We start from the raw sequence: 15,012 nt of genomic DNA on the forward strand, positions 1-15,012 counted from the left end.
CGTTGCCGCGCTCACGGCGATTCGGTATGGTGGGTCATCACCTTATGAAGAGATAGCGAATGACGTCCGCCGCCGAGCCTGTTGTGCAACCTGGTTCACCGCCTATCCGCACCGACGTGCTGATCGTCGGCGCGGGTCCCGTTGGGCTCTTTGCCGCTTTCGAGGCCGGCGTGATCGGCTTGTCCTGCCAGATCGTCGATGCACTCGGCAAGATCGGCGGCCAATGCACCGAGCTCTATCCCGACAAGCCGATCTACGACATTCCCGCGATTCCATCATGCACGGCGCGCGAACTCGTGGACCGCCTGCTCGCGCAATGCAAGCCGTTCGACGTGCCGATTCATCTCGATCAGCGTGTGGAATCCGTCGAGCAGCGCAGCGACGGCCGGTGGACCGTGCGCACCGATCGCGGCCTTGTGTTCGACGTCGCGGCAATCATGCTGGCCGCGGGCAACGGTGCATTCGTGCCGCAAAAGCTGCCGCTTGCCGAAGCCGTGCCGCTCGAATCGCGCCACGTGCATTACAGCGTGCAGCGTCTCGCCGATTTCGCCGACAAAACCGTGGTCGTGGCGGGCGGCGGCGATTCCGCGCTCGACTGGGCGCTCGCGTTGCGCAAGGTCGCACGGCGCGTGACGCTCGTGCATCGGCGCAACGGATTCAGCGCCGCCGATTCAAGCGTCGAGTTGATGCGGCGCGCGGTCGAAGCCGGTGAGATGGACTTTATTGTCGGCGCGATTTCAGGGCTGAAGGTGCAAAGCGACGCGCAAGAGAACGCCGAAAGCGCTGCACTCAAATCCATCACATTGCGACATATCGAGGGCGAGACCGAGTTGCCGGCGGAACAGCTTGTCGTGCTATACGGACTGGTCGCGGACCTCGGTCCGATAGGGCAGTGGGGCTTGAGCCTGCACGGCGGCCGCGTCGATGTGGATACGTCCAACTACGAGAGCTCGCGGCCAGGCATCTTCGCGGTCGGCGACATCGCCAACTATCCGAACAAGCAGAAGCTGATTCTGTCGGGCTTTCACGAGGCGTCGCTCGCGTTGCGCAAAGCGTATTCGTATGCGTATCCCGAGCGCAAACGCGTGCACGTCCATTCGAGTTACGACGCGAAGCTCGCGGAAAAAGTCAGCGCGGCAGGCTGAGCGTGCAAGACGATTGAAAGAGACCCGCTGGAGACCGCACGATTGCAAGATGGTCCGATCGCAGCGGGTCTTTTTTACATCACAAGCTGCTATTTTCCCGCAGGCTGACTCGCGGCCGCCGCCGCGCTGGCCGCCTTGTCTTTCTTCTTTGCTTCATGATGGCCGATCGCGCAGCCTGCTGCTGCGCCGGCCACGCCGTGGCCACCCGCAATATGTCCGCCGACGCCGCCGACCACCGCGCCTTTAGTGCAACCTTCGGCATGCGCCGCAGCGTGAACGAACGCGAATGAAACCACGAGAGCCGTGGCGAGAGAGGCATGTTTCAAGGCAAGCTCCTGATGTTGAATTGATCGTGTGTCGATAAAGCAAGTGCGAGACCTGACCCCGTGTTTAGCGGTCTGAAAGGTTCGTTTCTTGCTGCGCGATGAGCGCTGCTCGACGAAGCGCCGGGCACTTCGCACGAGGGTCGGGCGCCGCGCCGCGCAGCGTGAGTCCCAGGTCGAAACGCAATCGGAGCCGAGCGGCATGTCACGCACGAGGACCGCGCGAATCACATCGGGCAGGGCAAACTTTTTCGCGCGTCAGAGCGCGTGGTTCGTGCTGAGCCCGTTGTCCGCGAGCGCTGTTCTTCCATCCACAGCTTCTGCCGACTCCGCGCCCCTCGCGTATTTTCTCCACACCGCAGGGCCCGCTGCTGCGCCGACGATGCGCCTCGGCTGGGTGCTGACTGCAATCGTCGTGCTGGTGGTGCTGATCGTGAGCGGCTTGCTTGTCGTGGCGCTCGCTCGCAAGCGGCCTGCTGAACCGGCGGACACGATTGGTCCCGAAGCGGGCGGATTGCGCTGGATTTATGTGGGGACCGGTGCCTCGTGTGTGGCGTTGCTCGGCATGCTCGTCTACACGATGGCGACGCTCGAATCCGTCGCTTCGCCCGCATCGCATGCGCGGCTTGTCATCACCGTGACCGCCTACGACTGGTGGTGGAAAGTCGATTACGCCGACGACCCCGACGCCGCGCGAAACTTCAGTACCGCCAACGAAATTCATATTCCTGTCGGCGAGCCCGTGAAGGTGCGGTTAAAAAGCGCCGATGTCGTCCACGCGTTCTGGGTGCCGCAGCTTGCCGGCAAGACGCAGACCATTCCCGGTCAAACGAACGAGCAATGGATTCAGGCCGATCGTCCCGGCATTTATCGCGGACAGTGTTCGCAGTTCTGCGGCGCGCAGCATGCGCATATGGCCTTCGAAGTCGTCGCACAAAGCGCCGCCGATTTCGATGCGTGGCGAGACGCGCAAGGGCGCAACGCGATGCCGACGCAGGCATCGGCGCACGGTGCGCACGACGCGCAATTCAGCGCGGGCAAGAAACTGTTCGACGAGCGCTGTGCCGGCTGCCACACGATACGCGGCACCGACGCGCACGGCTCGCAGGCCCCTGACCTCACGCATCTCGGCTCGCGACGTCTGATCGCGGCCGGTGCGCTGACGAACACGCCCGAGCATCTGCTCGACTGGGTACAGCACGCGCAGCGAATCAAACCGGAAGCATTGATGCCGAGCATCGCATTGACGACGAGCGATGCCGCCGCGCTGTCCGCTTATCTCGCGACGCTTCATTGAACCTGAGCCGGTCGCGAGTTTGCGCGACCGCCTAACGTAAGGAGCGCATTTCGATGTCCGATCACGCCGACGCGTCGAGTTCGAGCGCATCGTCTTCATCGGCGGCTGAGGCAGAGACAGCGGCAGCGGCAGCGGCAACGCATGCGCCGCGCCTCGCGCGCCGGCCGCGGCGCGGCCGCGTGCCGCCTGGCAGCGCCGACGAAAAGCGCCTGCGCGAGATCTGGGAAACGCCGCCGGGCTGGCGCGGCTGGCTTTCGTCGGTGGATCACAAGACGATCGGCTTGCGCTATCTGGTGACCGCGTTCTTGTTTCTGCTGATGGGCGGCGTCGAAGCGCTCATCATGCGCGTCCAGCTCGCGCGGCCGAATGCGACGGTGCTCACGCCTGAGCAGTACAACCAGCTCTTCACGATGCACGGCGTGACGATGATCTTTCTGTATGCGCTGCCTGTGCTGTCCGGCTTCTCGAACTATCTGTGGCCGCTCGTGCTGGGTTCGCGCGACATGGCTTTTCCGCGGCTCAATGCGCTGTCGTACTGGATCTTTCTATTCGCGGGCATCTTCCTGTACGCGAGCTTTCCGACCGGCCAGGCGCCCGACGCGGGATGGTTCAACTACGCGCCGCTCTCGGGCCTCGAATACAGCACCGGACCCAACATCGACGTCTACGCGCTGGGCATGGTGCTGCTCGGTATTTCAACGACAGTCGGCTCGATGAACTTCGTCGTGACGTTGCTGCGCATGCGCGCACCGGGCATGTCGCTCGATCGCGTGCCGGTGCTCGTATGGGGCACGCTCACTGCATCGGCCGGCAATCTGCTCGCGGTGCCGTCGGTGAGCCTCGCATTTTTCCTGCTGTGGATGGACCGCCGCATCGGCACGCATTTCTTCGACGTACTGAACGGCGGACGGCCGCTGCTCTGGCAGCATCTGTTCTGGATCTTCGCGCATCCGTGGGTCTATGCGGTCGTGTTGCCGGCGATGGGCATCGTGTCCGATGCGTTGCCGGTGTTCTGCCGGCGCCCGCTGGTCGGCTACGGTCCTGTCGCGCTCGCCACCGTCGCGACTATGGCGATTGGTTTCGTCGTGTGGATTCACCACATGTTCGCGACGGGAATTCCCGCGCTCGCGCTGTCGTTTTTCGGCGCGGCGAGCATGGTGATTGCGATCCCGAGCGCAGTGGCCACGTTTGCATGGATCGCGACCATCTGGACGGGGCGGCCGGTCTTTCGCGTGCCGTTCCTGTTTTTCGCGGGCTTCGTTTTTCTGTTCGTGGTGGGCGGCGTTTCGGGCGTGCTGACCGCGGCCGTGCCGTTCGACTGGCAGCTAACCGACACCTACTTCGTCGTCGCGCATCTGCATTACGTGCTGCTCGGCATCAACGTGTTCCCGGTGATCGGCGGCATCTACTTCTGGTTTCCTAAGTTCACCGGCAAGATGATGAGCGAGCGTCTTGGCAAGCTTGGTTTCTGGGTGATGTTCGCGGGCTTCAACATCGGCTTTTTCCCGATGCATATCGCGGGGCTGCTCGGCATGCCGCGCCGCATCTACACGTATCCCACCGATATGGGCTGGGATACGGTGAACCTCGTTACGTCGCTCGGCTCCTTTCTGTTTGCGTTCGGTATCCTGATCTTTCTCGCCGATCTCGCGGTGAGTCTGAAGCGCGGCAAGCCGGCGGGCAATAATCCGTGGGACGCACCATCGCTCGAATGGGCCGTGAGCTCGCCGCCGCCGCCGTACAACTTCGCCGTGGTGCCGACGCTCGCGAGCCGCCATCCGCTGTGGGAAGGCCGTATCGAGGAACCCGGCAACGCGGGCAACGTGCGCTCGCAAATCGACGAAGGTTATCTGCTGGCAGAAGGGCGCGAGGCGCTCGGCACGACCGCGCTCGAAGCGAATCCCGACGTGATTCTGAAGATGCCTGGCGACTCGTACGCGCCGTTCTTCCTTGCGTTGTTCGCCGCGCTTTTCTTCGCGGCGCTCGCGCTCGCGGCGTGGCTTTTCGCGGGCGCGATGCTGGCGGGCTGCGCGGTGTCGATCATCGTATGGCTGTGGCCGGAGCGCGAACTGATTCAGCGCGAACCGGTTGCCGTCCACGACGCCGGAGGCTGACATGAGCGACGCCGTCAACCTGCAGCGCTCATCGCGTGAGCCTCGCGAGCCGGACGAACCGGCCGGCGTATTGCCGATAGGCAGCGCCGGCGAGCGTTCGGGCGGCTGGTGGGGCTGCCTCACGCTCGTGCTGACCGAAGGCGCATTGTTCGGATACCTGATCTTCACGTATCTGTATCTCGCTTCGCAAAATCCGCAGCACTGGCCGCCGGAAGGTTTGCCCAAACTCACGCTCGGCGTCGTCAACACAGTCATTCTGCTCACTAGCAGCGGGTTCGTCTGGCTGTGCGAGCGTTGCGTGCGCCGCCGACGCGTGCGCTGGGCAGTCGCGTCGATGGCCACGGGTGTCGTGCTCGGCATCGTCTTCATGGGCATTCAGCTTGCGGAGTGGCACGACCATCCTTACGGGCTTACGACGCATCTGTATGGCTCGCTCTACTTCACGATCACCGGCTTTCATATGGCGCACGTCGCCGTCGGCATCGTCGTGTTGCTGTTGCTGCTGTTGTGGACGGCGCTTGGCTATTTCGACGAGCGGCGTTGCGCGGCGTTGAAGATCGGCGGACTGTATTGGCATTTCGTCGATATCGTCTGGCTGTTCATCTTCAGCACGCTGTATCTGACGCCTTACCTCTTTCAGGAGTGGTCATGGCCCAGGACATGAACACGCATTCGACGAGCCCATTGCCCGGCGCGCCGCACCCGCTGCGCCATGTGCTGATCGGTCTGCTGGTCGCGCCGCTCGCCTGGCTCTTGCAGATGACTGTCGCCGAAATGCTCGCTGCGCAAAGCTGTTATCCGTTCGATCATCCGTTATCCGAACCAATTCTGCCGTGGATGAAAACAGCGCTCATCGTGCTCGGCGCATTGTGCCTTGCGGCGGGCTCATTCGGCACCTGGGTCGCGTGGCGCGAAATGCGGCAGCTTGCGCCGGTCGAGTGGGCCGCGCTCGATGCCGCGCGCCGCAAGCGGGTAGAGTTGCAGCGCTTTTTGCTCAGGATCGCGGCGTTGTGCAGCACGCTGTTTCTGGTCGCTTTGATTGCGGTCGACGCCGCCATCGCGATCGTCTCGCCGTGCAAATGGTGGTGACGATGCGCGGCCTTCGTGATTTTCTCGCGATGCGTGGCGGCGGCTTGGTGCCGCGAGGTTGGCGCGCGGGCAGTGTGGCCGCGGTCGCGCTCGCGCTGACGGGCATGCTGTTGCACGATGCCACGAGCCATGCAGGAGAAGCCGCGGCGAGCGGGGCGGGCAACGGCGTAACGAACAGCACAACGAACAGCACAACGAACAGCACGGCCACGCGCGAGATCAACGCGAGCATTACAACGAGCGCCAACCCCACCGAAATCGCCCGCGGCGCCTACCTCGCGAAAGCCGCCGATTGCGCCGGCTGCCACACAGCCCCGCCGCATGTCACCCAGCCGGGCGCCAAGCCCGTAGCGACGCCGCCGTTCGCGGGCGGCCTCGGCATGGGCTCGCCGTTCGGCACCATCTATTCGTCGAACATCACACCCGATCCGCAAGCGGGCATCGGCCGCTACAGCTACGAAGACTTTGCGCGCGCGTTGCGCGAGGGCGTCGCGCGAGGCGGCAAGCGGCTTTATCCGGCGATGCCATACCCATCGTTTTCGAAAATCACCGACGACGACATGCACGCCCTCTACGCGTACTTCATGCACGGCGTGCAGCCTGTGCCGACACCCGCGCCGACGACGCGTCTGCCGTTCCCGTTCAACCAGCGTTGGGCGCTGCTGTTCTGGGACTGGGTTTTTGCGCCGACCAGGCAATACCAGCCGGACCCCGCGCATGACGCGCAATGGAACCGCGGCGCCTACCTCGTGCAATCGCTCGGACATTGCGGCGCGTGCCACACGCCGCGCGGCCCCGCGTTCAACGAGCGCGGCTACAGCCATTCGGGTTCGACGTATCTGACGGGCGGCACCAATGACAACTGGTTCGCGTCGAATCTCACCGCCGATCCAGGCTCGGGCCTCGGCCGATTTTCCGCCGACGACATCGCCGCCTTCCTCAAAGCCGGCCACGGCGGTGGACTCGTGACTTTCGGCAGCATGGTGCAAGTGGTCGAAGACAGCACCCAGTACCTGAGCGATGCCGACCGCGCCGCCATCGCCGCGTATCTGAAGAGCCTGCCGCCGCGCGCGCCGAACGGCCGCTTCAATGCAAACTCGCGCGCCGCGCAGCAGACCGTGCGGGCGCTCAGAACCGGCGACGTCGAGCGGCCCGGCGCCGGCATCTACGCCACGTATTGCGCGCGATGTCATCAGATGGACGGCGCCGGCGTGCCGCAAAAGTATCCGCGGCTGGCGGGCAATCCCGCCGTGCTCGGGGCATCGAGTACATCGCTCGTGCGCTTGCTGGTCGAAGGCGGCGAGAGTCCGCACACACTCAGCGGTCCGGAGCCGCGCAAGATGCCGTCGTTCACGGACAAACTGACCGATAACGAAATGGCGCGCGTGCTGACGTTTATCCGCAATACGTGGGGCAACGCGGCTGCGCCGGTCACGTCGCGCGATGTGTCGCGTGTGCGGGCGAAGCTGGGGAAGTAGCGCCTCGAATAGCGCCTGGAACAGCGCCTCGGAATAGCGCTTCAAAAAGCGTCGCCGCGTCCGGCGATCGGCACATGGTTTGCTTCTCCTTGGCATCTGCTGCCGGTACTGCGCGTGGCCTTGCCTTCATCGAACGGAGGCGGGCCGGACCCGGAGGACAAAACAATGATGGACGCGATTTATCTGCTGTTCGGGCAAGGGCGCGATCTCGACCCGCTGCAGATGAGCCTGCGCGCGGTCGTCGTGTTTCTGATCGCACTCGTGCTGATCAGGATCTCCGGACGGCGTTCGTTGGGACAGCGTTCGCCGTTCGATTCGGTCGTGGTGATTCTGCTGGGCGCCACGTTGAGCCGCGCGATCGTGGGCGCGTCGCCGTTCGTCGCCACGGTGCTGGCATCGCTCGTGATCGTCGTTTGCCATCGCCTGCTTGCGTGGATCTGCATGCGCTCGCATGCGATCGAGCGGCTGGTCGGCGGCGTCGAGCGCGAGCTGTTCAGCAACGGCGCATTCAACGACGATCAACTGCAGGCCGCGCTGATGACCTCGAACGATGTGCGGGAAAGCGTGCGGCAGAAGATCGGCTCCCGCTCGCTCGACAAGGTCGCCGCGGCGATTCTCGAGCGCAACGGCGAAGTGAGCGTGATCCGCAAGGAGCAGTGAATTCGGCGCGGCGGGCAGCGGGGCAGACGAGCAGCGCGGGAGACCAGCAGCGCGACAGACGAGCAGCGTGGCAGACGAGCAGCGTGACAGACGAGCAGCGCGACAGACGAGCAGCGCGACAGACGAGCAGCGCGACAGACAAGTAGCGCGGCAGACCAGCAGCGCGACAGGTAAGTCACCAGCTCGCCAAGCCACCAGCCCCCGCAGACCGCGCTATCCGCTCGTCGTCAGCCGCGCCCACCGCGCGAGATTTCTTCCCCGGCGCCACGCGGCAGCCGCAACGTCACCGGAATCGACGCGAACGAGCACAATCCCACCACGAGAAACGCGGGCCAGAAATCCGACCACATGATCGTGTCATGGCCGTTCAGCATGCGTGAAATCTGCAGCACGATGCCGCCGACCGTCACGCCGAGACCGAGCGACATCTGTTGCACGACACTGCCGAGGCTCGTCGCCCGCCCGACGTCGCGGCTCGCGATTTCCGCGTAGGTCAACGAATTGAGGCTCGTGAATTGCAGCGCGGGAAAGAAGCCGCCGAGCAGCACCACGACCCAGATGATCCACGTCGGCGTGCCGGGAAAAAACAGCCCGCACGCCGCGATCGAAACGCCCGACAGCGCCGCGTTGACCACCAGCACCGAGCGAAAACCATAGCGATGCAGCACGCGCGACGCGACCGTGCGCATGAACATGCCGCCGAATGCCGACGCGCAGGTAATCAGGCCGGACTGAAACGCGCTCATGCCGTGTCCTTCCTGAAGCATCAGCGGCAGCAGGAAAGGCAGCGCGCCGAGACCGATGCGAAACAGCGATCCGCCGAGCACGCTCGCCTGAAACGTCGGCACCTTGAAAAAGCGCAAATCGAGCAGCGGCAGCCGCGCGCGCTGCGCATACACGACGTAAAGCACCAGCAGCACCGCGCCGATCCCGCACATGCCGAACGCGTCGCGATTGGCGATCAGCTCGCCGCCGATCAGCGACAACCCGAGCAGAAGCAGCACCGCGCCCGCCGCCGACAGAAAAAAGCCGATCCAGTCGAGCGGGCCGGGATGCGGCTCGCGCGTGTTGGCGATGTGCTTGTTCGTCAGATAGATGCCGAGGATGCCGATCGGCACGTTGATAAAGAAAATCAGGCGCCAGTGCAGATAAGTCGTGATGAAGCCGCCGAGCAGCGGGCCGGCCGCGGGGCCGAGCATCGCGGGCACGCTCAGATAATTCATCGCGCGGATGAAGTCGACCTTGTGCACGACCCGGAAGATGATGATGCGGCCGACCGGCACCATCATCGCGCCGCCGACGCCCTGCACGAAGCGCGCGAGCGTGAAGGTGGCCAGCGAATTCGACGCCGCGCACAGCAGCGAGCCGGCCACGAAGATGCCGATTGCCGTGCGAAACACGGTGCGCGCGCCGAAGCGGTCGGCGAGCCAGCCGCAAACGGGGATGAACACGCCGAGCCCGAGCACGTAGCTCGTGACCGCGATTTTCAGCGCCACCGGGTCGCGCCCGAAGTCGCGCGCCATCGCGGGCAGGGCGGTGACGATCACGTTGGCGTCGACGCTTTCCATGAACATCGCGCACGCGACGATCAAAGGCGCTATCAGGGCGGTGCGGGCGGCGGTCATGGACAAAGCTGCGGCGGGCGGTCGCAGGCAAAGGGGCCATTATTGCACCTGTACGGTGCGGTTTGTTAATACCGCGGGCCTGCATGCCGCCCTTTTTGCGGTCATCGACCTCGGAGCGCGCTGCCGACGCCGCTGTGATTCTTGCGCAACAGGTTTATTTTTTTGTTGCACTGCGCAACGAGAGGACTATAATCGGGTTATTACCTAGGTAGAAACCCTATACAGGAGCCTCGATATGAATACCGCCACGAACGCTGCATCCGCCCGTAACACCGTCGCCGCCAAGGGCAACTGGCTCGCGAAACTGCGCGCTCTCGCGCTGCACGCACTGAATCTGCATCTGCAAAACTGCGCCGTGATCGCTGAGGCGCATCGCCGCCCGCAGTAAGCGGCAAAACGCGGCCGGGCGCGCTGAAAGGCGCGGTCGACGGTCGCGCGTTAAAGACGGTCGCGCGTGACAACGAACGCGGGTCAGCAAGCAACAAGCGGCGCATTTCGCGCCGCTTTTGCTTTGTGAACGCCGCGCGCTTCCCGTGGCTTATTCGCGGCTGACTCGCGGCTGACTCGCGGCTTACTCACCCGAACGACGCGGCAAACGGATAAGCGTAACCGTTCGCCGCATTTTCGCCGCTCGCGCGGACCAGGCGCTCATCGCCAGCACGGTCGACGCGAGGGCCGCCAGATACAAGCCCGCCATCATCCAATCCTGTTCGGCCATCATCGTTTCTCCCGTCAAGTGCCCCGTTTGTGCGACCAACGGATCGCATCTCGCGAGGCTATTGCTTGCGATTACGGCACTTGCGGCAAAAAGCTTAGCCAGCCGTGGCTCACAGCTCACGTCAACCCGCGACGAATCTTCGTTGACCCTCCACGATTAGCGTTTAAACTTCAGCCCCCTGACTTCCGGGCCGGCCGGCGCGGCGCGGGTTCGCCCAGGTTAAACCCCGGCGCAAAGGCCCGCAGTGTCAACCTTTTGATCTGCTTGCCGTTATCCAGTTGTAATCGCCGCAAGGCGACCTGGCGGCAGACGGCCCGTCGCCGCGACAGCTGACAGCTCCACGCAAGGCCCGCATTGACCATGTTCCATCGATATAAGAATAAATTCGACCGGCTGGGCGCGATGTTCGTCCGCGCATCCAAAGCGCGAGGCATCAGGGGATTGCTCTCGCCCGTGCTCGCGCTGGCGATCTGCGCGCTGCTGCTCGGCGTGCTCCAGCATTTGTCGCAGGCCGTCGACTACCGCTCGGTGATGCACGAGCTGCGCCGCTTGTCCGCCTCCGAGTGGACCGCCGCGCTGGCCGCCACGGCGCTCAGCTACGTGGCGCTCGTCGGCCGCGATGCAGTCGGCTTGCGCTACCTGGGTGCGAGCGTGCCGCGCCCGGCGCTATGGATCGGCGCGACGGCCGGCTCGGCGCTCGGCAACGCCACCGGCTTCGGCGCGTTGACGGGCGGCGCGGTGCGCGCCCGCGTGTATGGCGCCTCGAGCATCACGCCCGCGCAGATCGGCCGCATGACGGTCTTCACGAGCGTCTCGCTCGCGCTTGCACTGGTCCTGATGACGGCGTTCGGCATGGTCTGCCTCGCCGGCCCGCTTGCGCCGATGCTGCATCTTTCGCCCGTCACGGTCCGCTGGGTCGGTGCGTTGCTGCTCGCCGCGCTGATTCTGCTGACCGCCGCATGCCGCGCCGAGACCCGCGCGATCCGCACGCGCTGGCAATGGCTTTCATTCGACATTCCCGCGCGCCGCGACCTGCTCGAACAAGTCGGCCTCGCGGTCGTCGACGTGATCGCCGCCGGCCTCGCGTTGTGGGCGCTGCTGCCGCATGCGCATGTGAGCTTCGTCACCTTCATTACCGTCTATGCCGCGGCCATGCTGCTCGGCCTGATCGGCCATACGCCCGGCGGCGTCGGCGTGTTCGAAGCGGCGATGGTGTTCACGCTGAACGGCAGCGTCGCGACCCAGCAGATGGTCGCCGCGCTGCTCGCTTATCGCGCGATCTACTTCGGCGCGCCGCTCGTCGTGTCGGCTGCGCTGCTCGCGGGTTTCGAGGGCCGCGCGCTGAAAGGCCGCTTGCCGCTGCGCCATGCGGCGGCCGCGTCGAAACTCGCGCCGCTGTTTCTGAGCCTCGTCACGTTCGTGGTCGGCGGCATGCTGGTGATCTCGAGTGCGACGCCCGCGTTCTGGCAGCGCCTTCATATTCTTCGCGACGTGCTGCCGCTGTGGGTGCTCGAAAGCTCGCAGATGCTGTGCAGCGTGCTCGGCGTGCTGCTGCTGTTCGTCGCGCGCGGGCTGCTGCGGCGTCTCGATGCCGCCTGGTGGATGACCTTGCTGCTCGCGGTGCTGAGCCTCGCGTTGTCGCTGACCAAGGGCCTGGCGTTCGTCGAAGCGGGCGTCTTGTGCACGCTGATCGTGCTGCTGCTCGCGACGCGCCGGCGCTTCAATCGTCATTCGTCGCTGTTCGCCGAGCGCTTCACGGCCGGCTGGCTCGTGTCGGTCGCAATGGTGCTGATGCTCGCGACGTGGGTCATGCTGTTCGCGTTCCGCGACGTTCCGTATACGCGTGACCTGTGGTGGCAATTCGCCTTCGACGAACGGGCGCCGCGTGCGCTGCGCGCAACGCTCGCCGCGAGCCTGTTCGCCGCGACGTTCTCGTTCTGGCAGTTGCTGCGTCCCGCGCCGGGCCACTTCGTGAAGCCCGCGCCGGAAGATTTGCAGGACGCGGCGCGCATCGTGCGCGCGCAGGAGCGCAGCGACGCCGGCCTCGCGCTGATGGGCGACAAGAGCTTCCTGTTCTCGGAGTCGCGGCAAGCGTTCCTGATGTACGCGAAATACGGCCGCACGTGGGCCGCGCTGCACGATCCCGTGGGTCCGCGCGCGGAGTGGGCCGGTCTCATCAGCAAGTTCGTCGCGCTCGCGCATGCGCACGGCGGACGCGCGGCCTTCTACCAGGTGCGCGCGAACGCGTTGCCGCTGTATCTCGACGCGGGCCTCTCGCTGATGAAGCTCGGCGAGGAAGCGCACGTCGTGCTCGACGATTTCGATCTCAAGGGCTCACACCGCGCGCATCTGCGCTACGCGCTCAAGCGCGGCGAGCGCGACGGCTTCACAGTCGAAGTGATCGACCAGGCGAACGTGCCGGCGTCGCTCGAAACGTTGCGCGGCATTTCCAACGGCTGGCTCAATAGTCGCGATGCGCGCGAGAAGAGCTTTTCGGTCGCCGCTTTCACCGACGAATACCTCGCCGCGCAATCGGTGATGCTGGTCCGCCAGAACGGCGAGCCGGTCGCGTTCGTCACCTTCATGACGACCGACCTGAACACCGAGGCGACCGTCGGCGTGATGCGTCACGTGGAAAGCGCGTCGCCGTACGCGATGGAATATCTGTTCACGCAACTGGCCTTGCATCTGAAGCAGGCCGGTTTCCGCTCGCTGAGTCTCGGCATCGCGCCGCTCTCGGGCATGCAGCCGACGCCGCTTGCGTCGCGCTGGCACCGGCTTGCCGGCATCGTGTGGCGCTTCGGCGGCCGCTTCTATAACTTCCGCGGACTGCGCGCTTTCAAGAGCAAGTTCCAGCCGCATTGGGAGCCGCGCTATCTCGCGGCGTCGGGTTCGGTGGGCGTGGTCTTCACGCTCGCGGACCTGTCATTGCTGGCAGGAGGCCGGCGTTCATGACTTTGCAATCGTTTTTCAGGCTCGCCGTCGTGGCGGGCCTCGTGGCTGGCGGCACCCTCGCAGACGCGGCGACGACCACCATTTCCGGCGGCCGCTACGGCAACGTCACGGTCACGCAGCCGGCCGGTCCGTTGCGCGGCTTCGTGGTGCTTTACTCGCAGGCGAGCGGCTGGAGCGCGGCCGATCAGCAAAGCGCCGACGCGCTGGCGAAGCAGGGCGCATTGACCGTCGGCGTGGATACCGCGCGCTATGCCGCGAAGCTCGCGACCGATCCCGCGCAGAAGAAAGAAGCCTGCCATCAGCTCGTCGGCGATGCCGAAGCGTTGAGCCATCAACTCGAGCGGCAGTCGCTGTCGAACCATTACTTCGCGCCGATCGTCGCGGGCACGGGCCAGGGCGCGACGCTCGCGATGCAGGTGCTCGAGCAGGCGCCGTCGAACACGATCGCCGGGGCTGTCGTGGTGGATGCGGAGCACACGCTCGATCCGCGCTTCAAGCCGTGCCCGCCCGATTCGACGATCATTCGCGACAAGATTCCGGGCTTCGTCGAAAAGGCATCGACGGGCAACGCGGGCAACGCCGACCGCGCGCGTCTTGTCGCGGTGATCGCGCCGCATCTGCAAACCGTGTCGACGCATGACGAGGACGTCTCCGATCTGCCGCTCATCGAACTGCCCGCCGCGCATCCGAACGGCCTGATGGCCGTCGTCATTTCCGGCGACGGCGGCTGGCGCGATCTCGACAAGACCATCGCCCAGGCGTTGCAGAAAGACGGCGTGTCGGTGATCGGCATCGACAGTCTGCGCTACTTCTGGAGCGAGAAGCCGCCCGCGCAAACGAGCCGCGACCTCGCGCGCGTGATGCAAACCTACGGCGCGCGCTGGCATGCCGAGCACATTGCGCTGATCGGCTATTCGTTCGGCGCGGACGTGATGCCGTTCGCGTATAACCGCCTGCCCGAAGCGTTGCGCGCGAAGGTGTCGCTGATCTCGCTGCTCGGCTTCGCGCCGGACGCCGATTTCCAGATTCGCGTCGGCGGCTGGCTCGGCATGCCCGCGAGCGACAAGGCGCTGAAAGTGCGCCCGGAACTGGCGCGTGTGCCGCCCGCGATCGTGCAATGCATCTACGGCCAGAACGAGGAGGACACGCTGTGTCCGACGCTGACGAAGACCGGCATCGAAGTGATTCGCACGTCGGGCGACCATCATTTCGGCGGCGATTACAACGCGCTCGAGCGGCGCATTCTGAGTTCGTTCAAGAAGCAGAGCGGCGTGCGGGACTGAGTGCGCTGATCGCGCGCTCGTTTCGCACGGCGTACTCGCGGCACACTTGCATTGACAAATCCTGACCAGTCAACGATGATCGTCCGCATGAACTGCCTCGACATCCGTATTGCGCTGATTATTAGCATCATTCATCGAATGGTGGGTTAGCGCGCGTCTGATAGCAGTCACACATAACCCGCCCCACGAGGCGGGTTTTTTTATGTCCGCTTGCTCCTGCCTCCTGGTCGACTTTCGATGACACGTCCTTGCCGCACAGGAGCTTGCCTTGCCCTCACGCGAATCACAACCGCTCGATGAAGCCGTCGACCATGTCGCGCTTCGT

The 15,012-nt window shown here is 64.8% G+C and carries 12 protein-coding genes; 10 read left to right on the forward strand and 2 right to left on the reverse strand.

The features are described from left to right. Nucleotides 1-59 precede the first annotated feature (59 nt). Nucleotides 60-1,145, forward strand: coding sequence for an NAD(P)/FAD-dependent oxidoreductase (locus P0D87_RS31075; RefSeq protein WP_053858152.1), 1,086 nt, complete (start codon nucleotides 60-62; stop codon nucleotides 1,143-1,145). 89 nt (nucleotides 1,146-1,234) lie between these two features. On the opposite strand, the gene P0D87_RS31080 is transcribed toward P0D87_RS31075, so the two are convergent. Then, nucleotides 1,235-1,471, reverse strand: coding sequence for a hypothetical protein (locus P0D87_RS31080; protein WP_006053184.1), 237 nt, complete (start codon nucleotides 1,469-1,471; stop codon nucleotides 1,235-1,237). 199 nt (nucleotides 1,472-1,670) lie between these two features. Here P0D87_RS31080 and coxB point away from each other — a divergent pair, with 199 nt between their 5' ends. From coxB to P0D87_RS31110, 6 genes are all read left to right on the forward strand, one after another. Then, nucleotides 1,671-2,765: a cytochrome c oxidase subunit II gene (coxB, locus tag P0D87_RS31085; protein ID WP_082367053.1), complete on the forward strand. Its 1,095-nt coding sequence runs from the start codon at nucleotides 1,671-1,673 to the stop codon at nucleotides 2,763-2,765. A gap of 53 nt (nucleotides 2,766-2,818) precedes the next feature. Further along, on the forward strand, nucleotides 2,819-4,879 hold the full coding sequence (gene ctaD, locus P0D87_RS31090) for a cytochrome c oxidase subunit I (RefSeq protein ID WP_053858151.1): 2,061 nt from the start codon (nucleotides 2,819-2,821) through the stop codon (nucleotides 4,877-4,879). Between the two features lies 1 nt (nucleotide 4,880). After that, the gene (locus P0D87_RS31095) at nucleotides 4,881-5,543 is read left to right on the forward strand and encodes a cytochrome c oxidase subunit 3 (protein ID WP_053858150.1); all 663 of its coding nucleotides are present in this window, start codon (nucleotides 4,881-4,883) and stop codon (nucleotides 5,541-5,543) included. Then, entirely contained in the window at nucleotides 5,528-5,968 is a 441-nt protein-coding gene (locus P0D87_RS31100; protein WP_053858149.1) for a hypothetical protein, read from the forward strand. Before P0D87_RS31095 ends, P0D87_RS31100 begins: the two co-directional genes overlap by 16 nt. A gap of 2 nt (nucleotides 5,969-5,970) precedes the next feature. Next, nucleotides 5,971-7,446 carry a c-type cytochrome gene (locus P0D87_RS31105; protein WP_053859032.1) on the forward strand — a complete coding sequence of 492 codons (1,476 nt, stop codon included), beginning with the start codon at nucleotides 5,971-5,973 and terminating at the stop codon, nucleotides 7,444-7,446. Between the two features lie 165 nt (nucleotides 7,447-7,611). Beyond that, nucleotides 7,612-8,106: a DUF421 domain-containing protein gene (locus tag P0D87_RS31110; protein WP_053858148.1), complete on the forward strand. Its 495-nt coding sequence runs from the start codon at nucleotides 7,612-7,614 to the stop codon at nucleotides 8,104-8,106. Nucleotides 8,107-8,333: 227 nt separating this feature from the next. On the opposite strand, the gene P0D87_RS31115 is transcribed toward P0D87_RS31110, so the two are convergent. Continuing rightward, the gene (locus P0D87_RS31115) at nucleotides 8,334-9,731 is read right to left on the reverse strand and encodes an MFS transporter (RefSeq protein WP_053858147.1); all 1,398 of its coding nucleotides are present in this window, start codon (nucleotides 9,729-9,731) and stop codon (nucleotides 8,334-8,336) included. 235 nt (nucleotides 9,732-9,966) lie between these two features. On the opposite strand from P0D87_RS31115, the gene P0D87_RS31120 reads away from it, so the two are divergent. The 3 genes from P0D87_RS31120 (at nucleotide 9,967) to P0D87_RS31130 (ending at nucleotide 14,687) form a co-directional block, all read left to right on the forward strand. Further along, nucleotides 9,967-10,119 carry a hypothetical protein gene (locus P0D87_RS31120; RefSeq protein ID WP_013588207.1) on the forward strand — a complete coding sequence of 51 codons (153 nt, stop codon included), beginning with the start codon at nucleotides 9,967-9,969 and terminating at the stop codon, nucleotides 10,117-10,119. 732 nt (nucleotides 10,120-10,851) lie between these two features. Beyond that, the gene (gene mprF, locus P0D87_RS31125; protein WP_307258495.1) at nucleotides 10,852-13,404 is read left to right on the forward strand and encodes a bifunctional lysylphosphatidylglycerol flippase/synthetase MprF; all 2,553 of its coding nucleotides are present in this window, start codon (nucleotides 10,852-10,854) and stop codon (nucleotides 13,402-13,404) included. Then, nucleotides 13,401-14,687, forward strand: a complete 1,287-nt coding sequence (locus tag P0D87_RS31130) for a virulence factor family protein (protein WP_053858146.1) — start codon at nucleotides 13,401-13,403, stop codon at nucleotides 14,685-14,687. Before mprF ends, P0D87_RS31130 begins: the two co-directional genes overlap by 4 nt. The last annotated feature ends 325 nt before the right edge of the window (nucleotides 14,688-15,012 follow it).

It is taken from the genome of Paraburkholderia sp. RL17-368-BIF-A, assembly GCF_046054045.1.
In the GTDB taxonomy this organism is placed as follows: domain Bacteria; phylum Pseudomonadota; class Gammaproteobacteria; order Burkholderiales; family Burkholderiaceae; genus Paraburkholderia; species Paraburkholderia graminis.

Coding starts and splice junctions, on each gene's coding strand:
- P0D87_RS31120 (WP_013588207.1), top strand. CDS start 9,967: ATGAATACCGCCACGAACGCTGCATCCGCCCGTAACACCGTCGCCGCC.
- mprF (WP_307258495.1), top strand. CDS start 10,852: ATGTTCGTCCGCGCATCCAAAGCGCGAGGCATCAGGGGATTGCTCTCG.
- P0D87_RS31105 (WP_053859032.1), top strand. CDS start 5,971: ATGCGCGGCCTTCGTGATTTTCTCGCGATGCGTGGCGGCGGCTTGGTG.
- P0D87_RS31110 (WP_053858148.1), top strand. CDS start 7,612: ATGATGGACGCGATTTATCTGCTGTTCGGGCAAGGGCGCGATCTCGAC.
- P0D87_RS31130 (WP_053858146.1), top strand. CDS start 13,401: ATGACTTTGCAATCGTTTTTCAGGCTCGCCGTCGTGGCGGGCCTCGTG.
- P0D87_RS31095 (WP_053858150.1), top strand. CDS start 4,881: ATGAGCGACGCCGTCAACCTGCAGCGCTCATCGCGTGAGCCTCGCGAG.
- coxB (WP_082367053.1), top strand. CDS start 1,671: ATGTCACGCACGAGGACCGCGCGAATCACATCGGGCAGGGCAAACTTT.
- P0D87_RS31100 (WP_053858149.1), top strand. CDS start 5,528: ATGGCCCAGGACATGAACACGCATTCGACGAGCCCATTGCCCGGCGCG.
- P0D87_RS31075 (WP_053858152.1), top strand. CDS start 60: ATGACGTCCGCCGCCGAGCCTGTTGTGCAACCTGGTTCACCGCCTATC.
- ctaD (WP_053858151.1), top strand. CDS start 2,819: ATGTCCGATCACGCCGACGCGTCGAGTTCGAGCGCATCGTCTTCATCG.
- P0D87_RS31115 (WP_053858147.1), bottom strand. CDS start 9,731: ATGACCGCCGCCCGCACCGCCCTGATAGCGCCTTTGATCGTCGCGTGC.